Annotated in this window: 18 protein-coding genes and 1 pseudogene; 3 read left to right on the top strand and 16 right to left on the bottom strand. The window is 48.5% G+C overall.

The window, feature by feature from the left end:
* Nucleotides 1-413 precede the first annotated feature (413 nt).
* From ACOGW3_RS10185 to ACOGW3_RS10200, 4 genes are all read right to left on the bottom strand, one after another.
* A complete protein-coding gene (locus tag ACOGW3_RS10185) occupies nt 414-3,305 on the bottom strand; it encodes an autotransporter outer membrane beta-barrel domain-containing protein (protein ID WP_419902872.1) in 2,892 nt (963 codons plus the stop codon).
* Between the two features lie 250 nt (nt 3,306-3,555).
* Nucleotides 3,556-4,053 carry an IS66 family transposase gene (locus tag ACOGW3_RS10190; RefSeq protein WP_419902873.1) on the bottom strand — a complete coding sequence of 166 codons (498 nt, stop codon included), beginning with the start codon at nt 4,051-4,053 and terminating at the stop codon, nt 3,556-3,558.
* A gap of 109 nt (nt 4,054-4,162) precedes the next feature.
* A complete protein-coding gene (gene tnpA, locus ACOGW3_RS10195) occupies nt 4,163-4,597 on the bottom strand; it encodes an IS200/IS605 family transposase (protein WP_419901154.1) in 435 nt (144 codons plus the stop codon).
* Nucleotides 4,598-4,824: 227 nt separating this feature from the next.
* On the bottom strand, nt 4,825-5,559 hold the full coding sequence (locus tag ACOGW3_RS10200) for a DUF6444 domain-containing protein (RefSeq protein WP_419902874.1): 735 nt from the start codon (nt 5,557-5,559) through the stop codon (nt 4,825-4,827).
* Nucleotides 5,560-5,752: 193 nt separating this feature from the next.
* Between ACOGW3_RS10200 and ACOGW3_RS10205 the strand changes: the two are divergent.
* Nucleotides 5,753-6,862, top strand: a pseudogene (locus tag ACOGW3_RS10205) (IS110 family transposase).
* 478 nt (nt 6,863-7,340) lie between these two features.
* Here the strand turns inward: ACOGW3_RS10205 and ACOGW3_RS10210 are convergent.
* Nucleotides 7,341-7,463: a hypothetical protein gene (locus ACOGW3_RS10210; protein WP_419902875.1), complete on the bottom strand. Its 123-nt coding sequence runs from the start codon at nt 7,461-7,463 to the stop codon at nt 7,341-7,343.
* Here ACOGW3_RS10210 and ACOGW3_RS10215 point away from each other — a divergent pair.
* Entirely contained in the window at nt 7,450-8,682 is a 1,233-nt protein-coding gene (locus ACOGW3_RS10215; protein WP_419901077.1) for an ISL3 family transposase, read from the top strand. The two genes, ACOGW3_RS10210 and ACOGW3_RS10215, sit on opposite strands and share 14 nt — an antisense overlap.
* 68 nt (nt 8,683-8,750) lie before the next feature.
* Here ACOGW3_RS10215 and ACOGW3_RS10220 read toward each other — a convergent pair whose 3' ends face one another.
* The 7 genes from ACOGW3_RS10220 to ACOGW3_RS10250 all read right to left on the bottom strand — a co-directional run bounded on the left by ACOGW3_RS10220 (nt 8,751) and on the right by ACOGW3_RS10250 (nt 14,828).
* On the bottom strand, nt 8,751-9,788 hold the full coding sequence (locus ACOGW3_RS10220) for a type II secretion system F family protein (protein WP_419902876.1): 1,038 nt from the start codon (nt 9,786-9,788) through the stop codon (nt 8,751-8,753).
* Nucleotides 9,778-11,484 (bottom strand): ATPase, T2SS/T4P/T4SS family, encoded by a 1,707-nt coding sequence (locus ACOGW3_RS10225; protein WP_419902877.1) that lies wholly within the window; start codon nt 11,482-11,484, stop codon nt 9,778-9,780. Before ACOGW3_RS10225 ends, ACOGW3_RS10220 begins: the two co-directional genes overlap by 11 nt.
* Nucleotides 11,485-11,488: 4 nt before the next feature.
* A complete protein-coding gene (locus tag ACOGW3_RS10230) occupies nt 11,489-11,650 on the bottom strand; it encodes a hypothetical protein (protein ID WP_419902878.1) in 162 nt (53 codons plus the stop codon).
* Nucleotides 11,651-12,062: 412 nt separating this feature from the next.
* On the bottom strand, nt 12,063-12,497 hold the full coding sequence (gene tnpA, locus ACOGW3_RS10235) for an IS200/IS605 family transposase (RefSeq protein WP_419901075.1): 435 nt from the start codon (nt 12,495-12,497) through the stop codon (nt 12,063-12,065).
* Nucleotides 12,498-12,600: 103 nt separating this feature from the next.
* Nucleotides 12,601-12,807, bottom strand: coding sequence for a hypothetical protein (locus tag ACOGW3_RS10240; RefSeq protein WP_419902879.1), 207 nt, complete (start codon nt 12,805-12,807; stop codon nt 12,601-12,603).
* Nucleotides 12,808-12,933: 126 nt separating this feature from the next.
* A complete protein-coding gene (locus ACOGW3_RS10245; RefSeq protein ID WP_419902880.1) occupies nt 12,934-13,311 on the bottom strand; it encodes a hypothetical protein in 378 nt (125 codons plus the stop codon).
* 284 nt (nt 13,312-13,595) lie between these two features.
* Nucleotides 13,596-14,828 carry an ISL3 family transposase gene (locus ACOGW3_RS10250; RefSeq protein ID WP_419901077.1) on the bottom strand — a complete coding sequence of 411 codons (1,233 nt, stop codon included), beginning with the start codon at nt 14,826-14,828 and terminating at the stop codon, nt 13,596-13,598.
* On the opposite strand from ACOGW3_RS10250, the gene ACOGW3_RS10255 reads away from it, so the two are divergent.
* A complete protein-coding gene (locus ACOGW3_RS10255; protein ID WP_419902881.1) occupies nt 14,815-14,940 on the top strand; it encodes a hypothetical protein in 126 nt (41 codons plus the stop codon). The genes ACOGW3_RS10250 and ACOGW3_RS10255 overlap by 14 nt on opposite strands.
* On the opposite strand, the gene ACOGW3_RS10260 is transcribed toward ACOGW3_RS10255, so the two are convergent.
* From ACOGW3_RS10260 to ACOGW3_RS10275, 4 genes are all read right to left on the bottom strand, one after another.
* Nucleotides 14,903-15,457, bottom strand: a complete 555-nt coding sequence (locus ACOGW3_RS10260) for a hypothetical protein (RefSeq protein WP_419902882.1) — start codon at nt 15,455-15,457, stop codon at nt 14,903-14,905. The genes ACOGW3_RS10255 and ACOGW3_RS10260 overlap by 38 nt on opposite strands.
* Complete coding sequence (locus ACOGW3_RS10265; RefSeq protein ID WP_419902883.1) at nt 15,447-17,318, bottom strand: hypothetical protein; 1,872 nt, start codon at nt 17,316-17,318, stop codon at nt 15,447-15,449. Before ACOGW3_RS10265 ends, ACOGW3_RS10260 begins: the two co-directional genes overlap by 11 nt.
* A 257-nt stretch (nt 17,319-17,575) precedes the next feature.
* The gene (locus tag ACOGW3_RS10270) at nt 17,576-18,643 is read right to left on the bottom strand and encodes a hypothetical protein (protein WP_419902884.1); all 1,068 of its coding nucleotides are present in this window, start codon (nt 18,641-18,643) and stop codon (nt 17,576-17,578) included.
* A gap of 2 nt (nt 18,644-18,645) precedes the next feature.
* Nucleotides 18,646-19,806: hypothetical protein (locus ACOGW3_RS10275; RefSeq protein WP_419902885.1), on the bottom strand; the 1,161-nt coding region annotated here is incomplete at its 5' end.

Below are 19,806 nucleotides of genomic sequence, written 5' to 3' on the forward strand. Positions count from 1 at the left end.
GTGCATGTAGCGCAGCGGGTCTTGGCTGCGTGTTCAGGGTGCCATTGATGATCTCGGCCACCATGTGGGGCGGGGCATCGAGCACGTCCTGATAGGTGGCAGGTTGCGGTGGTCTGGGTTGGGCAGAGTGACGGGCGGCCATAGGGGGGTATCCTTACATAGCTAGGGGAAGATGCACCGCCCCTGTAAACGTTTACCGTAAGCGTAACCCTTGGTTAGCTATTTAACCAAGGGTTTTTGACAGGATTTTCAGAAGGGGTGACGTCCCCCAGCTATCCTTAATGAACCAGATGCCCCATCCCCCCGTATACGTATACGGGGGGAACCGATGGCGATGACCGTTCTTCCATGACCGGTCTTCCGGGCGGCCACCGGCCCTGAACCTCGAAGCGAGATATCCGGGGTTTGTATCCCTAAAATTTGAGCACCAACATCAGTTGCCCCGAGAGTGCGCCAGAGCGGTCGCCCGATGTCTCGGTATATTCGATCGTACCGTCCAGATTGACACGATCCTTGACGGCGTAGTGCAGAGTAGCCCCGACAAAGCCGCCGGAGACCGTCCTGTCGCCCGGCACCGCGTGAGACGTGGTCGCGCCCTCGCCCCACCGGGCGTTGACACTGTCCTTGCCGTAATGCGTGAACGTTGCGCCGCCGCGCAGTTCAATCTCTCCCTGAGCATCTAAAAAAGATTGCGCGACCGCCAGTTGCAGGCGCGCATCAGTAATGCCCACGTTCCGTTTCCCGAAGCTTAAATCCGAGTTTGTGGTGCCGCTTTCGGTGTAGCTGCCATAAGACCCGTGGGTATAGGTGCTGTGCGCACTGGGTCGCAGTTCAAGCCCGCTGGCCAAGGCGTGGGACCAGCTCAGGCGCAGCGCCGGGCTGATGCTGGTGCTGTTGTATTTTCCGTGAGCGGTTTCGCGCCCTTCCATGTTATCGTCCACGAGGCGGGCACTGTCATGGCGGGCATAACCGAGAACCACCGAGCCATCAAGGTTGAGCCTACCCATTGACTGTCGCCCGTAAACCCCGGTAAACAGGCGGTCTGCGGTGTCGGTGATGGACGCAATGTCGGAGGTTTTGATATCTTCCCTGCCAAACCCGGCAAAAAAGCCGACCCGCTGGCCGCTGTCTGTGTAAGCGTCATAGCCCCCGACCACACCATAAAAGCTGTGATCAAAAGCCAGCGCCAGCCCGTCGTCATCGCGCTTGGATTGGCCGCCAAACAAAGCGCCCCATGCGGCTCCATCATGCGCATCTGCTGCGCTGTCCCCAACGTGCGGCGCGAAGGCCAGACGGTTTGACACCTGTCGGTGAATCTGGCCGGTGGTCGTGCCCAGTGCCCGACGCGTTGCGGTCGCCCCCGTAAGATCGACAATAGCCACGCTATCGCCTGCTTCACTCACGAACAGGGGGAGCGGACTCTCCGGCATCAGGTTAATGATCTCCGCGCCGCCGATAGTGATGGTCGACGAGATGACTGTAGACGTATCCAGCCAAACGTTGGCGACATCATAATCACCTTCGCTTTCTCCCAGATCGAATTCCCCTTGCGTTTCCGCGCCAAGGTCAAGGCGCAGGTTCAGAATCTGGTCGGTGTCATCGCCGCCTTGTACCACATAGGAATCCTCGCCGCTGACAGACACCTTGCCCTCGATGGTGACCTCCGCGTCCTCGCCAGTCGAGCAAATGCCGTGCGCGTTATTACCGCTCGCTGATATCGTGCCATTGCTGGTAATTGTAGCGTTATCGCCAGTTGCGCAAATACCGTGTGCGCCCGCGCCGCTCGTTGTGATCGTACCATCGTTGGCGATCATAACGTCATTGCCAGTCGAGAATATGCCGTTCGCGTCATCCCCGCTGGTTGATATCGTACCATCGTTGGTGATTGTCGCGCGCCCCCCGGTTGACTGAATGCCGTGCGCGTTATTACCGCTGGTCGTGATCGTGCCCAACGCGGTCACGGTGATTGTCGCGTTAGATCTGCTCGAGAGAATACCTGCCGCGCCCTCGCCGCTTGTCGTGATCTCGCCATCGTTGGTGATCCTTGCATCAGCGCCGCTCGAGAAAATACCGCGGGCGGTATCCCCGCTCGTTGTGATCGTACCATTGTTTGTAACTGTCGCGCCCTCAAAGCCTGCGCGAATGCCATAAGCGAAAGTATCAGTCGTTATGATATCACCATTGTTGGTAATTGTAGCGCCCTCGCTATCTGCGCGAATGCCGTGCGCCTCATCACCGCTGGTTGTGATCGAGCCATCGTTGGAGATTTCCGCGTCCGCGCCACCCAAGTAGATGGCGTCAGCGAACCTGCCGCTGGTTGTGATCGAGCCATTGTTGGAGATTGTCGCGTCATCGCCAGCCGAGAATATGGCGTGTGCGCTCACGTCGCTTATTGTGATCGAGCCATTGTTGGAGATTGTCGCGGTATCACCATTTGAGTAGATACCGTCAGCGTTCCTACCGCCTGTTGTGATCGAGCCATCGATGGTGATCGTCGCGGTATCACCAGTTGAGTAGATGGCGTCAGCGTTACTACTACTAGTACGACCGCTCGTTGTGATGGCTCCATTCTCGCCCAAGGTGATCTCCGCGCCCTCGCCAGTCGAGAATATGCCGCGCGCGTTATTACCGCCTGTCGTGATCGAGCCATCGTTGAGGATTTCCGCGTTAACGCCATCCGAGTGAATGCCGTCAGCGAAATCAAGAGTCGTCGTGATATTGCCGTCGTCATCGATGGTGATCTCCGCGCCAGCGCCAATCGAGAATATGCCGTCAGCGTTCCTACCGCCTGTTGTGATGGCTCCAGTCGCGCCCAGGGTGATCGTCGCGCCCTCGCCATCCGAGCGAATGCCGTTTGCGCTATCCTCAAAAATGCTATTATCGGGACCGCCATTCCCGGCCGTCGTGATCGAGCCATCGATGGTGATCGTTGAGTCATTGCCATCCGATCGGATGCCGTTCGCGTCATCACCCTCCGTTGCGATAGTCCCGGTTTCGCCCAAGGTGATTTCCGCATCCCCGCCTTCTGAGCGAATGCCGTTCGCGTCCCCGCCGCTGGTCGTGATCGAGCCATCGCTGGTCAGCGTTGCGCCAGTCCCCGTTGAGATTATGGCTTGAATGCCGTCACTGGTCGTCGTGATCGACCCCGACGCGGTAATGGTGACTGCCGCGTTATTGTCGGAATTTGTTATGGGGGTTGTTGTATCGGTGTCGATGGTTTGTGCTGCTGCGGCCCATGGCAGGGCAAGCATGAAGACCGCTCCCAGAAAATGAGATACCGCCAGATAAGATTTTGAATTATTCATGCCCCCCGCTCCGCAGTGTGCGCTTGATTTCCTCCCCCAAATATATCAAATTCAACGGTTTTCTCAATGGTGGATTTTTTTTTTTGGGGGGGGGGGGGGGTTAGTGATTTAATATCAATACGTTAACAGGCATTCTCGATCTGGACCAGGAAACTGATTTCGCAGGACCCCTACTTTGGGGAGCATAAAAAAGTTGGGGGTTACGCAGTCAACTTGGTGGAAGTTTGTTCGTAACTACCCAGCTACCCGATTAAGCTGGTTTTGATGCAGATGTATCGAGATCATGAATAAGCCTTGTAGGGCTTGTGCTGAACGCTTCGAGAATATCCCAACCTTGTTTTCGCGCTGTTTCGGCAACGGTTCGCAGAACGCAGTAGTTTTCAGCGCCAGTCTCAGTCCGGAAGCTTCCAGAGACCTTTTGGCGAACCTTTGTCATACGTAGGTCGCGCTCGGCCTCGTTGTTGGTAAATGGGACATTTAGATTATCGAGAAAGAGCAGGATCGCGTTCTTATGTGCTTGCATCCGCCTCGCCATGTTATGGCCCGTCCGTCGCCTGGGGCGTCCGCGTTTTCTGGTCTTCATCGGGCGCGCCAACGGCGGCAGACCCTCGTGGAATTTGATCGCTTGGGCGCAACAGGCATCAAACCTTTGATTGATCTGATGGACATGCTCCGGACTGAGCGCCAGTCGACCCTGATCGCGGGCGTCCTGTGTTAGCGTCAGTGCATCGCACAACAGGTTTTTCATGTCCGCTGCCCAAGGTTCCTTGTCGTGATCAGTTAAATGACCCCCGGCAAAGCCGGGGGCTTAAGCGGGTGAGCCCCTTAAAGGGGCAAATTGGGAACCGCTAAAGCGGTTATGGATTGAATATATCCATTTGGTCAAAGTACTTATCACGCTCTTCTTGCGTTCTGATATACTCCCTCACCATCTGTTCATCGAGCCCTACAGTTGAGACGAAATATCCACGGGCCCAAAAATTTTCACCCTTGAAATTCCGTGCTTTATTTTTGAATTTTCGAGCTATGGCAATCGCGCTTTTTCCTTTTAGGTATCCAACGACTTTTGAAACAGCATGTTTGGGCGGTATGCTGATACACATGTGAATGTGATCCGGCATCAAATGGCCCTCCTCAATCTTACTTTCGCGATGCCCGGCCAGTTCATGGAAAATTTCACCAAGATACTGACGTAGGTTGCCATAGATAACTTTTTGCCTGCGTTTAGGGATGAAAACCACGTGGTATTTACAATCCCATCTCGTATGTGCAAGGCTTTTGTAATCTCTCATCGGCTAATTCCTTTGTTATTTTGGTCAATAAACAAAGAAATGTAAGACCGTGGGAACGGTCAAACCATTGAGAGTCCCCCGGCATAGCCGGGGGTTTACCGGATTAAATTAATGCCTGCAGTTCTCGGAGCAGATGTGCATTGCAAAGACCGTGCTCCACGGTCTCAAGTGCCAAATAGGGCGCCCAACAATCATGAATGATCGTTCCGGCCAATCCCGACGGGATATCACCTCGCCCCGTCCCGAGCCGGATATGACTGAGGGATGAGGAGCAGAGCATGTGCAGCCAGCGTGGCCGGAGTGATTTTGATCTTGTAGAGATCCGAGAAGATCCGCGCCAGACGATCTTCGGGAAGACAGTGCTGCGTTTGTAGGTAGGCGGCCCGCGTCGCAATTTCATCACCATACTGGGTGGGGGCCGTCACCCTATCAGGAAAATCCGCGCGCAGCATCGCGCCACACCCCTCGCATCGGCAGGTATGCGCGCGGTGCTCGGTGACAAAGAGCGGCGGTGGCGGCGGAAGGTCAAATACCTGTCTGGTTGCAAAACCTTCCGAAGCGCCCAGAGAAAATACGCCCTGACAAGCCGGGCATTGGCTCGGAAAGTGGTCGACAATCTCGTCTGGAGTCTCCACTTGGCGCAGCGTTTTGCCTGGATGCCCGGGTTGGCCGCCGGATTTGCGACCTGATTTTCCACGCAGGCTTTTCGTGCGTTTCTCCTTCTTGGCTGGCGGTTTAGCAAGACCATCACTCGAAGGCGGTTTGCCACTGTTGCTGCTGTTCAATCCCAAGCGCCGTTCAAGATCTGAAACGCGCTGGACGAGAGCAGCGTTCTGCTCCTTAAGCTGATCAACCTGATCCTGTAAAATCCCAACTTGAGCCACGAGACCCATGACCAGATCTATCAGTTCCGGTTTTGAAAACTCAGAAAGAATCTCAGGCGTCAGGTGGTCAAGTTTCATGCGCACATGAAGTCACAAAACGACGCTCAAATAAAGTCCTTGGTCCCGACACCACGGCCGCTGCGATGAGCCAATGGACAGCATAAGAAAAGGCTTCCGATGCACCCAACATCCTTAGACCAGATGAGCGTTGCCCAAATTTAAGTTTGGGGTTCTCCTAGGCAAATTGTAAATATTTGCAAAGGATGCAAGAATGCCAAATACCATTTACGTAGGTCTGGATGTCCATGCTGAGACCATTGCTATTGCAACAGCCTACGAAGGCCGGGAAGGAGAAGTACGGTTTTGGGGCACAATTCCGAACAATGCTACGGCTATTTTAAAACTGACAAAGCAATTGACAACGCGTGACCAGCAGCCAGAATTCTGCTACGAAGCGGGGCCTTGCGGCTATGGTATCTACCGGCTTTTAGCCAAGCTGGGTTTTCTTTGTGCTGTTGTTTCACCGTCTATGATCCCTCGTAAATCTGGTGACAGGATCAAAACTGACCGCCGAGATGCAATGATGTTGGCCCGGCTTTGGCGAGCCGGTGAATTGACTGCTATTAGTACGCCAGACGAGGAGCAAGAGGCCGTTCGTGATCTTATTCGTACCCGCAAACAAGCAAAGGATGCGCTTAAGGTTGCCAAACAGCAACTTCTCAGTTTCCTGTTACGCCACGGCTTACGGTACGAACGCCCCACTTACTGGACCAAGACCCACTGGCGTTGGATCAACGAGCTACGAAAATTTTCTTACATTCCTCAGCAGACAGCCTTTGAAGAAATGAAACGCGCTATCCGTTAAACCGAAATGCGTATTGAAGTTTTAGATCAAGCCATAAATGAAAGCCTACAATCCTGGCGTTATGCTCCTGTGGTCGATGCTTTGCGCGCTTTAAGAGGTGTGAACACAACGATAGCGGCCACTTTAGTGGCAGAGATTGGTGATATTCGGCGATTTTCTAATCCCCGCCAGCTCATGGCTTGGCTAGGATTGGTACCAAGCGAACATTCAAGCGGATCAAAAATAAGTCGGGGGCGGATCACGCGCACGGGCAATGCTTTGGCTAGAACTATGCTGGTTGAGGCCAGTTGGTCATATCGCCATCCTGCCCGTGAGCAACACCCCTACTTAAAACGGTCAGAACACTTACCACAGGACATCAAAAACATAGCCTGGAAAGCACAGACGCGCTTGTGCAAGAGATATCGAGACCTTAGCAAAACGGGTAAACCTCAACCTCGAGTACTCACCGCTATTGCGCGTGAATTATCAGGTTTTGTCTGGGATATTGCACGACACGTACCAGCTACAAATTAGCTACGAAATTCACGCTGTGCTGTGCAGGTGCTGAAGGCGGCGGCCACATTAGGTGCCAGAATCCTCGATGTTACGCCCGTGGGCTCAATCCCCGTTCTTAGAGTGAGGCAAGCGGCAAATCGAATTTGGTCAGGCGGTTAAAATCCGCGGATGAGAGCATGATAACCATCGGTTCGAGCTTCCGCCTTCAACGCCTACACAGTGCTATAAATTGACGAACCTTCGCAAGAGGGATAACCTTGTTGTGCCTAGAGAATAGAATACGCTCATGAGAGCGTACTATTCTGCCCCCTACCGGAGCAGACCCCAGTTTCGCCTTCAGCTGCATCAACGAACCCAATATCCGCAAATATATTCCCAGAGCTCTCTTCGATTTCTATATCATTCATCATACAATTATATCCACGTAGGCACGAAACGCCAAGTTACCTTCAGGTATCATCATTTGTATTACAGCCACCTTATCCTGCCATACAAACTATGTAGAATTTCGGCTCTTCTCCGCTTTGTTGAGTAGAAAAAGATGCCGACCGCCAAGTAACCTGTTGATATGTATGGTTTCTGATAACTTTACATAGAGCAGGTATATGACAATCAACATCTCGCAGCATATTTTAGGCCTCAAAGGGCAACGTGTAAATGAAATTAAACTGGATGACGGCGGTGTTAAGATTGTCATTCACTGCAGCCGAGACGCGCGTAGGAGGGCTATAGACCCTGCTACAGGCCAGAAGGGAAGCATCAACCAGCATGTCCGCCGACAAGTAAACGACATCCCCCTTTTTGGGTATCCTTGTGTGGTCGAGATTGAGCTGGCGCAGGTTTATATTAACAAGGGCGAACGCCGCATTGAGGGGTGTGATTTTGTTGATAAAGGGTGCCGTTTCACTCACCGATTTTGCCGACTGATCAGTGGATTATGTCGGCATATGTCTATTCAAGCGGTTTCCAGACATTTGGATATACGATGGGAAACGGTCAAGAATATCGACAGGGCATACCTTATTGAAACTCTCCCTACGCTTGATCCTGCAGAGCTAACTGGCTTGGAATATATTGGTGTAGATGAAGTTGCCCGGGCGAAAGGTCATGACTACATGACGGTGGTCTACGATATGGTTGGCGGTCATCTGATCTGGGTTGAAGCAGGCCGAACTGCCGAGGTTTTTTCAAGGTTTTTGAAACAACTGCAACCAGATACAGCCTGCAAAATAAAGGCCGTAGCGATGGATATGGGGCCTGCCTACCAAAAGGCTGTCAGAGAGTCCTTGCCGTTGGCCGACATAGTATTTGACCGTTTCCACGTCATGAAAAACTACAGCAAAGCTATCCATAATCAGCGTCGACTTGAGTTCAGAAAGGCCGATCCAAGTGGTAAAGAGTTGATGAAAGGGACACATTATCTGTTGCTCAAAAATGCGGATAAGTTGAGTGAAAAACAAAGTGACAAGCTGCAAAGGTTGCTGGAGAGCAATAGCAACCTGAATGCACTTTACGTCTTGAAAGAACAGCTTCAGCTGCTGTGGAGTGCCGCTTCATTTGAGGCGATGGCGGAGCAACTGGAACGTTGGTGCCTGATAGCAGATCAGTCACAGATGCTCTATCTAAAAAAGTTCGCGAAATCCCTACGGAAACATTGTGTGGGCATCTGCAACTACGCCAAACACAAGCTCACAAGCGCCAGGATAGAGGCTGGTAATGTCAGTATAGGAATGATCCGTAAGCGAGCCAGAGGCATCAAGGATACCGAATACTTCAAACTCAAAATTAGACAATCATCCATTCCAGATAATCAATCTATGCTCTATTTGAAATCCTAAATCTACTCAACAAAGCGGAGAAGTGCCAGAATTTCAATGATTTCCCTAACAAGATAACGTTACACCTGTTACAGTAACCAAGCACAACAAATGAAACGAAGCTGATTTACCAGGGCGGTTTTTTCCTGAATTGTGTCCTCTGCACGAACAATTTGCATATCCGCATAAGATTGCATTTGAGCTACCCAATTATCCTTGCCTTCAATCGCAATCATAGTTGGTATCAGCTCTGGTATAGGAAACCTGTTGCCGGCCTTAAGCATTGCTTTGCCCAGAGGGGTTCCTCTGCTTGTGTGATGACGGATGGCAGCAATTCGGTTTCTGACAAATGGGCTTGCACTTTTTTCCATACGTTTGAGGTTGCGTTCGTTGATATCAACCCCGGCTGATAAAAATTCGAGCAGGGTAAAAAGAAAGGAAACACCGGTCATAAACTTGTAGATGGAAAAGGGCGGAAATTTATCCAGCTTGTTTCTTGCCGGCCCAGAGTAATTGAATGTGGCCACAAAAAGGAGCACCAAAGAAAGGATGATGCCAAGACCAACAATAAAATAATGCTCACTGACAAAGAGGCAGATGGCTGCAAATATTTTGGAGATCCCTTGCCATTTATCCAGAGGCAAAAATTCCGTAAATCCGGGAATAAAATAAGTCCCCGCAGCCCAGGTCATCGCGTAGCAGAGAAAAATAACGATGATTGGTCCAAAAAGATTTTTACGCAGTGCTCTGAAAATTAATTCCTGTATTTTTGCAATCCGGGTAACAGCCCCAAAGATAGGGCTTACCTTTGTTTCTCCAAGAGAGGAGAACAAAATTGCTTCACTACTACTGACGTATTTTGAAATGGCAGCCCGAAAGTTACCTCTTTGAGCTTCTGCGTGGATTTCAGCAAACATTTTAGCGAGTACAGGCTTATCAGCAATCTCATAAGTTGAGCTTTGGATCTTAAGAGTTTCTTCAATACCAAGCCCTGATTCAAGCATGATATGGCACTGTTGCCAGCAAAAGACCCGCGCTTTGGTATTAAAGGCATAGCGCCGAATTGCCGTCAGAATAAAGGAAGTCAAGAAGTTCTTCTTCAAAGATGTCGTGTTGCTATGCGCCATGAGGAGCCTCCTGTTTTATCTGATGAGGTAAGGGGTCCCTTAAAGGCGAAGTATCTTTTTTAACAACGCAAAGAGCAGCTTCAATATCAATGCCTTTACGTCTGGCATCCAGGGGATCAACCTGTCCCTGGTGAATGAGCTGGCTTACTTGAGTATGGATGGTTTTCCCGCCAAGAGAGTTCAGCCAGTATTCCTCAGCCGCCATTTCATCGAGAGACTTAACCAGTTCAAGATATTTTCTGTCGGGCTTGATATATTCAGCAATGGCCTTGCGTTCACAATATCCACTCCAGGCCTTTTGAACGACAGCAGAACCTCTGTCAGACGAGGTTTTATTGCATGCCTCGCAACCGGCTGGATTTCTAAAGCGCATGGCAGGAGTATATTTAATTTCCCTTTGCAATGCTTGACTAAGAGGTTGATCGAGGTCTTCGAGTTTGAGGCAGCAATCAGGACAGAGGGTTGTTGTGAGTGTTTGACGAATAAGCAGAGAGATTACCTTTGGGTTGGTAATCTGGGTTGGAGAAATTCCAAATTCCTCAATTATCCGAAAGAGGATGGCATTGGCTGAGGTCTCGTGAATGGTTGTGAAGATCTGGTGACCGGTGCGCACCATTGCCAGAGCATGTTTGGCGGAGTATTTATCGCGGATCTCACCTATCATCCCGGTTGCGGGATTTACACGAACAAAGCTTTTAAGGGCTTCTATGAACTTTTGAGCCCGGCTTTCTCCTTCGGCAGCATTTGAAACCGCGGTTTGTGTTACGCCTTCGATAACGTATTCAGGTGGATCCTCAACCGTTACAATTCTAAGCGCTCCTTTATGGAGTTCCGAGAGCCATTTAAGGACGGTTGCAAGGGTTGTTGATTTTCCCTCCCCTGTTGGTGCCGCCATAATAATGAGACCATGACCGCTGCTTGCAACCACTTCCAGGGCGGAGGCAACTTCTTCAGCCAAACCCAGTTTACGCAAATCGGCTTTCCCTTTAAGGGTGTTGCTATAAAAAATACGGGCAATAAGGTGCTGGCCGTTTGGAAAAGTTGGGCCACGTTCAATTCGAAGTTTGCTAATACCTTTTGGGAACCGGACAATATCGTTTGAGCTTACAGAAAACCCCTGGGCCTTATGGCGGGAGAGGCCATCGTGATTTGATCCGCCATCTCTGTTGCTGAACATAAGATTGATGAGATTATCACCGTCTTTTGGAAGCTTTGGGTCACAAAGCTCATATTCAAGATCGTTAATAAGGGCAAAAAATCGGCTGGAACCTTCTGTTTCCTTAATAATGAAATCTGATGCTTTTGCTTGGGCGCATTGCTCTAGTAGGGAATGGAGAAAGGCACTTTCGCCTTTGTTATCGTCTGTGAGATGACCATAAGCTTCAGCTATCTTTTCAAGGCCGACGCTTTTGTATGTGATTTCTTTTGGGATGATCCCTTTACGGGTGTAATTTGCAATCAAATCAAGCAAGCGGTTGTCCGTCTGAAAACCTTTGGCATACCAATAGGTCCCATCGGAAAACACACAGCATCTCTCCATGAAATATTCATCGAGATCCGGATCACTGACCAAGCCTGAGGCTTTTTGCCAGGGATCCTCTTTGCCAGGGATAGCAGCAAGCTCGGAATTTTCCTCGTTGCTTGTGCTATCCGAAAAACCCGAAAAAGAGGAGAGGTTGAGTAATTTTGAAAACACCGCCTTAATTCCCGGTTAGAATTTGTTCAAAATTCTGATTGGATGAAACAGAAGTATTTTTACGCAAGGCATAGGGAATATCGATGGAGCGGTGTTGCCCTTTTTGTCCTTTTTTCAGGCTCTGCTTTAGGGTGATTTTTGTGGGTTTGCTCTGGATATCACTCACATAAAATCCTTGAGGGAGTTTGCCTCCTTTTTTTAGCAGCCATGTGCCTTCGGGGCTTTGGATACCAACAGTGAGGTCGTCACCAGTGCCATAAAGAGTGTAGTAGCTAAAGCTTGGGGAGGATGGGGTTTTAGCAACAGGTCTGGTTTTTAAAACAGGCTGTAAGATGGATGTTAATTCCGCCTGGACCTGGGGGGCATTTCCTTTGTGGTCCCAATTCGTATTTATTCCGGTTGATTGACCCCGTTTTTGTGTTTGATCAGGAGAGGTCGCGCTTTTTGATTTTTCTGCACGTAATTCTTGGTATCGTTTATCCTGCTCGATAATATCGTTAGTTAAATGACCCCCGGCAAAGCCGGGGGCTTAAGCGGGTGAGCCCCTTAAAGGGGCAAATTGGGAACCGCTAAAGCGGTTATGGATTGAATATATCCATTTGGTCAAAGTACTTATCACGCTCTTCTTGCGTTCTGATATACTCCCTCACCATCTGTTCATCGAGCCCTACAGTTGAGACGAAATATCCACGGGCCCAAAAATTTTCACCCTTGAAATTCCGTGCTTTATTTTTGAATTTTCGAGCTATGGCAATCGCGCTTTTTCCTTTTAGGTATCCAACGACTTTTGAAACAGCATGTTTGGGCGGTATGCTGATACACATGTGAATGTGATCCGGCATCAAATGGCCCTCCTCAATCTTACTTTCGCGATGCCCGGCCAGTTCATGGAAAATTTCACCAAGATACTGACGTAGGTTGCCATAGATAACTTTTTTCCTGCGTTTAGGGATGAAAACCACGTGGTATTTACAATCCCATCTCGTATGTGCAAGGCTTTTGTAATCTCTCATCGGCTAATTCCTTTGTTATTTTGGTCAATAAACAAAGAAATGTAAGACCGTGGGAACGGTCAAACCATTGAGAGTCCCCCGGCATAGCCGGGGGTTTACCGGATTAAATTAGTTTTGCTCGGTGAGCACAAAGGCGAAGATTTTCTTCTTCGACTTTAATGTTGCTAATAAGTTCGTCCTTTGGAGCATTCAAGGAGAGGACTTCTCTTAAATGGGTACGTGGACAGTCGCTGACACCTCTGACACGACTGTCCACGTTGTCCTGAGCATTTACTGGAGAAAAGCTCAGAATAAGAGTAATAGCTGTCAAACCCAAAGGTCCTAAGCCTAAAAGCCGTGATCTGGCTTTAGCTGATTGGGAGGGGCTGAGGAACTTTATAGGCATTAGGCTATTATCCTTTTAGGAATGCTGTGGTGTTATTTCGGCGGCTTAATCTTATTTCAGCAGCTTTTTTCCAGGCCATGCCGTTTGTTTGGCAACTTCTTTCCATAAATGGTTATAGGTACTGGTGCCACCATTTGAATCAGTGACAGAAATAATGATGTTATTCAGATCGTGATGCCATTTACCATCTAGCTGGTCATACCCTTGAGGGTAGCCATACATGTTGTTCTCTGCGAGAATTTGAAGGTTTAACTTCTCAAATTTATCAAAGCCTACGGTGATCATGTCCTGATTTTTCAGCCAATCTGTAAAGGCAAAGGCGGGATGTCTGGCTTTTGTCGGAGTGAGGGGCAGAGGGTCGGTATATTTGATTTTCTGATCCGGGCCTTCGAGCCAGTCCATCACCAGGTGACCATCTTCCAGGGTCATTTGCGCGGAGTTGGTAATGTTCAGATTTTGATCGAGCTTCCAGAGCTGATGTATTGAGTGATTGATGGTATAAGAAACACCCTCGGGATCTTTGAGAATGTAGCCATCGTTTTGGGCTGCAAAGGCAGTCAGTTCTTCGAATGAATGTGTTGGAGCCTGAAACTGGCTTGTTTCTGCACCGTAGCTTGGCTGAAAGTTCTTGATGATCGCAGAAGGGTCTTGTTCTTTCAGTTCGTACCAATCAAGAGAGGTTTGTTGGCACTTCTCCGCTTTGTTGAGTAGATTTAGGATTTCAAATAGAGCATAGATTGATTATCTGGAATGGATGATTGTCTAATTTTGAGTTTGAAGTATTCGGTATCCTTGATGCCTCTGGCTCGCTTACGGATCATTCCTATACTGACATTACCAGCCTCTATCCTGGCGCTTGTGAGCTTGTGTTTGGCGTAGTTGCAGATGCCCACACAATGTTTCCGTAGGGATTTCGCGAACTTTTTTAGATAGAGCATCTGTGACTGATCTGCTATCAGGCACCAACGTTCCAGTTGCTCCGCCATCGCCTCAAATGAAGCGGCACTCCACAGCAGCTGAAGCTGTTCTTTCAAGACGTAAAGTGCATTCAGGTTGCTATTGCTCTCCAGCAACCTTTGCAGCTTGTCACTTTGTTTTTCACTCAACTTATCCGCATTTTTGAGCAACAGATAATGTGTCCCTTTCATCAACTCTTTACCACTTGGATCGGCCTTTCTGAACTCAAGTCGACGCTGATTATGGATAGCTTTGCTGTAGTTTTTCATGACGTGGAAACGGTCAAATACTATGTCGGCCAACGGCAAGGACTCTCTGACAGCCTTTTGGTAGGCAGGCCCCATATCCATCGCTACGGCCTTTATTTTGCAGGCTGTATCTGGTTGCAGTTGTTTCAAAAACCTTGAAAAAACCTCGGCAGTTCGGCCTGCTTCAACCCAGATAAGATGACCGCCAACCATATCGTAGACCACCGTCATGTAGTCATGACCTTTCGCCCGGGCAACTTCATCTACACCAATATATTCCAAGCCAGTTAGCTCTGCAGGATCAAGCGTAGGGAGAGTTTCAATAAGGTATGCCCTGTCGATATTCTTGACCGTTTCCCATCGTATATCCAAATGTCTGGAAACCGCTTGAATAGACATATGCCGACATAATCCACTGATCAGTCGGCAAAATCGGTGAGTGAAACGGCACCCTTTATCAACAAAATCACACCCCTCAATGCGGCGTTCGCCCTTGTTAATATAAACCTGCGCCAGCTCAATCTCGACCACACAAGGATACCCAAAAAGGGGGATGTCGTTTACTTGTCGGCGGACATGCTGGTTGATGCTTCCCTTCTGGCCTGTAGCAGGGTCTATAGCCCTCCTACGCGCGTCTCGGCTGCAGTGAATGACAATCTTAACACCGCCGTCATCCAGTTTAATTTCATTTACACGTTGCCCTTTGAGGCCTAAAATATGCTGCGAGATGTTGATTGTCATATACCTGCTCTATGTAAAGTTATCAGAAACCATACATATCAACAGGTTACTTGGCGGTCGGCATCTTTTTCTACTCAACAAAGCGGAGAAGAGCCGGTTTGTTTTTCGTTGATCGGGAGATCAGCAGGTAATTTAATATCAGGGCAGACGTCTGCAAATGCACGCGGCCAGGAGTTTTGGAACCAGCTTTCTGTGTCATCAAGCCATTTACCAGTTCTACTATTCCAGAAGTGGGTTCTCAATAAACCGTTAGTTGGGTTGAAGGTAAATGGTGACCCATAACCAGCGGTATTTTTTTCTCCTTTAGCATAAAACTTAAGGCGAGTACGGGACTTTTTTTCTGGAATGGTTTCCCAGATGAGGGTGTTATTATTAGATGTATAGTGAGTATCTCCAGGATTTAACCAACAGGTACTTCTGGTGCCATCAGGATAGAAATAAGTCGCGAGAGCTGTATTAAGTTTTTCTTGATTATTTACTAAATGTAAAATCTCAACGTTACTTGCAAATAAATCATCGGCATAATTAGCAGAATGGCTACTGATGGGGTTAGCGGCACATGCTGAGACGAGTGGCAGGGCGCAAAAGACCCCTAAAAGAGGGAGTTGGTGTGTGATTTTATTTAACATAATTGTATTCTCCAGTTTTTGAATTGAGATAAAGCTGTTGCCAGTCAGAGGTTTTGACAAAGCTTCCAATGAGCCAACACAAAGGCTCCAGTGTTGAACGTAAGAATTTACCAAGATAATCAGGGGTTTCTCTCTTACCCAGAAGATAGGCAATCTGGTTGGCTCTGCTTTGCGCCAAAAGCTTCCAGAAGTTTTTACTTTTAGGGTACTTCCGCATCATTTGGACGCTTGTAATCGCCCAGGCGTGATAACCGTTAATATGCTGGTCTGTAAGGTTTTCCTTGGTGAATTTCAGGTCCATTAGCCAGTCAGCACGAGACATCAAACCTTGTTGATAGAGGTAGGTGCAGATGACACGGCTATTACTATTTTTCCCGCCATTATCATTGCTCCCACCATTATTGGTTTTCTGCCCCATTCCACTGGAACAGGCTCCACAATTTGGGTCCGAGTGAGGTGTATCCGTGACACCATCTCCATCGGTATCAATGTAACCACGATCACGGCTCCCACCACCAGAGCTTCCACCACCACCGCAGCGGCTCCTGGCCACTTTGTAAAGGCTTCCGATACGTTGCCCGGCATCTGGCTTTAGAACGTAATAATTATCTTGGTCCTGCCCTCCTTTTTGGCCCTTATAACATGCCAGTGGAGGGGCGATTTTACGGCAAGAGTTACTTGCCTGAGACCAGCCAGACCATTGCGTTGTAACAATGGGATCCTGTTTCCAGGCAAAGGTTATTGTCTCGACGGTTTTCGTGCGCACATTTGTGATGGACCCAGTGTATCCACCTCCGCACGAAGCCGTCGTGCTCTCTTGTGTGTTTACAGCGTTGACTTTTGGTTTTGGCAAGGTCGCTTTCCGCTTGCCCTGTTCGATGTCCCAACAAGTAGACGATTTGTAGATGGGATCGCTGTAGGTAATGCCGTTTGCTGTGGTGGTCTTTTGTTGAGAAAACCAGCTAACACCGTCGAGAGTATTTCCATAGCCGTCATCAAAGGTGCACTTTTGGGTAAAGGTAGTCTCTTTGGAATAATCGTTGATACAGGTATCGCGTTTGAGTACCCATCCCATCCAGTCTTCGGCTTCAATTTGAATTCCGGCGTGATTGTATTTGATATTCCGTATTTTTTGCCAGAGCTGGCCTTTACCAAGTTCACGGTAGGAATTAACACGAGAATGCTGGCCTATGGGGCATTGACGCCACTCTTCTTCCCGGTCCACTCCCTTGACCAGGCGTTGCCAGGGATCGACAACGGTTCCAATCAAAGCCGCTCGTCCAGAAGGCAAGTTATCCGGATCCATGCAATCAGGGACAGGAATGATAACACTTCCCAGAGGTCCTTCCGCAACTTTCCCATCTTCCAGCCAGGACATTATTCGAGGTGGCCGACCATTTGTTTTGGCATATTTTTTAAGCTCGGCAACAGCTTCAAGTCCACGTTGGATCAGACGGTGATTGTCTGTCCCAAGACCATCTGGCCATGCCGCATCCACATAGAGAAGTAAAGTATTGTCACAATAGAGCCCTTTGACTTCTGGTACTTCGTCGTACCAGGGGATTTCACTAAAATCGATGCCCCTGGACCAGTAATCAATGGGACCTGCCATGGGATTAGAGAGAAAAACCTCTTTATGGTCTTTGACCTTGCGCGGGTTCTCATAATCTTTTTGTACAGCAGAAATCCAGTGTTGTGTTCTGGTAAAGCCGTGATCAATGGCATAGGCAATCCGTCCCGCTTTGCGGGTGATGTGCTCTGTTCTGTCGATGGCTTCTGCGGTATAAATATGAGAAGACAGGGCAATAACAGATGCACTTGCCAATAGTTTTTTCAATGTGGATTTCCGGATGACATTCATTCAGATTTGCCTTTGACAGGTTTGGTTCGTATGTGGGCAAGTTGCCCTTCTATTTTCCAGTTTTGATCACGGCTTTTCACCACTCTGCTGGCAGAGGTAACCTGCATGGAGGGAATGTTTTTTGATATTTTGGAAAGCTGTTTGAGGCTTAGAGGGCTGTTAAAGCTGAAAAGAGTAAGCTCGCCTGATTTACTGATTGTGAGTTTGTTGGCCACCACTCCGAAATGGAGATCCATGGCACGCCTAAATTGGATAAATTAGGGGATGTTGGCCCTTTTGAGAGTTGTTTCGCTTACCACAAGCTGATTGCGCGATTGTGCCGTTTTGTCGAGGACAATGCCGTAATCCCAATTTGTAAAGGAGGCTTCCGCGATGGGCCTTAAAAGGGAAATACTTGTTTTTGAAGGTAGCGCCCAATCAACAATGATTTGTGATTTTGTCAGGCCTGCTTTGCTGGCGTCACTTTTAGGTAGAGGGTTAGCTCTACAGGTAATAGATTTTTTGATCCATCCCAAGGGGATATGGTGCAAATCATAATAAGCCTCATGGCAGGCATTCAAAAGTACAGCAGATGATGGAAAAGTAACGGTTGTCAGGGCTTTTGGAAGGGGCGTGTTCTGAACTATTTTTTGAGGCGGAAAGACCAGAGGTTTGATGTGACTATCATAGAATAGTGTTCCTATGATCACCAGAAGACCGCAGGCAATAACACCGGTCTTTAGTTTTTGTTTGTGTCTGCTAAACGCTGCAAAGGGTAGAGCAGTAAGTACGGTTGTAGTGTCATCCTCCTTAAAGAGGAGATCCGTATTCAGGAAATCGATATCGGTGATATTAACATTACCAATATCGCTGTGCTCCAGGCGTTCTTTTAGATCTGAAGAAACAACAATTTTATCAACGTCGCCTTGTTTACTGCCAATTGTGTGCAGAGCTTCTTGAAGGGTACATTGTCTGTCCCGTCCACGCAGGACAGCATTGTTGTTGATCTCAATAAGAGCAAGGTTATCAGAGGCGGAATGGTTGGCTAGAACCAGAATGATGTTTTGGTCTGTGTCCAGTAATGACAATAGGGACTGAGCCAAAGATGGCAGTCCCATTGCTTCTTGTGTATTTGAGTTTGTATAGAAGCCGGTTTGATAATCACAAGGAACAAAAGCGGAGGCTTTCATATCCTGTCCAGCTTTGTAGATCTCAAAGGAGGAAGGTGCTTTTACATCCTGTGCAATCCACTCAAGGCCAACAACAAAGCTTTTTTGCTCACCTTTTGAGGAGGTGAGCAAAAAAATATCCTGGGAGTTTGTTTCAGCTAGAAAAGGATTTGTCACAACTACAGAACCTTTTCCCGGTATTCTGAAATACCTGCTGGAGGATCAATAATGGCTGTAAGGAGGATGATCTGTTTACGCTTTCTGACTTCAGCGTCTTTGTTTCCACCAAGAAAAATATTGTCGGCATGTCCTTGTCCGGTTCTGGTCGAGGTTGCTCTGTTGTCAGTTACCCCTGAGAGGATCAATGTGTCGCCGGAAGTGATAATCCGTTCCATCCGGATTGAATCCGTTGTGGTTTCCGGTAGTTGGATGGTGTTGTTGCCAGTTGTTACGGTTCTGATCTCGACAAGTTCGTCAATGCCGAGGTTAAGGCGCACACGTACCTTGTCGTTATCGACAATAAGCGGGTAGAGGGAGAGGAAGAACCCTGTGTCGATGGTTCCCTGTTCTACAGAAGATGTTGTTGTGCCATCATTGACGACAACCGGCGTGTTTTTGATATAATTTCTGGAGCCACGCTTTTGGATCGCAACGGGCTGGTTGTTTAAGGCGGATACAGAGCCGTGAAGGTTTCTGGTGACGTGAGAAACACCTTCAAGAGCCCGAAGAGTTGCTGTGACGGTGTTTTCGGTGAAGCCGGTAAGGGGGCGAATAATACCAATAACGCTGTTACTGGTTCCGCCGGTTACAAACTGTAAACCCTGCTTACCAAGGACGTCTTGTAACAGAACATCAAAATTAACATCGTAATCAGCAGTGTTGGTTTTTTCGATGTCAATAATGTTTACGGCAAAAGAGATAGAACGGAGTGTTGTTTGACTTGCGTGCTGGAGATAATTTTTCACACGCTTTACATCAAAAGGAGTGCCTCGAACGGAAACTGAGGCATTCTCTCTCGATACTGTAATGTTGGTTTCTGGTCCAACAAGGGCTTTGATCTGTTCTTCGAGTTGTGAAAATGAATCAATAGAATGTTGGAATGAAAGAGTTTGCCCTGAAAGAGAAGAATTATCACCGGTCGTTGCTGAGGACTGGTTTGTTGTAAAGGTATCGGTGCCAGCCAGAGCATTAATAGAGAACAGGCTTGCACGATAGCGTTCGACGTTAATCCGGTTACCGTCATAACTCCAATCATACCCGTAAGCAGAAACCCATTTGTTCAAGAAGGTATCCAGAGGGCCTGCCCATGTGAGGTCTGCATTGGTTACAGTGGAAATTTG

Origin of the sequence: Kiloniella sp. (genome assembly GCF_965205715.1) — a bacterium.
Taxonomy (GTDB): Bacteria; Pseudomonadota; Alphaproteobacteria; order Kiloniellales; family Kiloniellaceae; genus Kiloniella.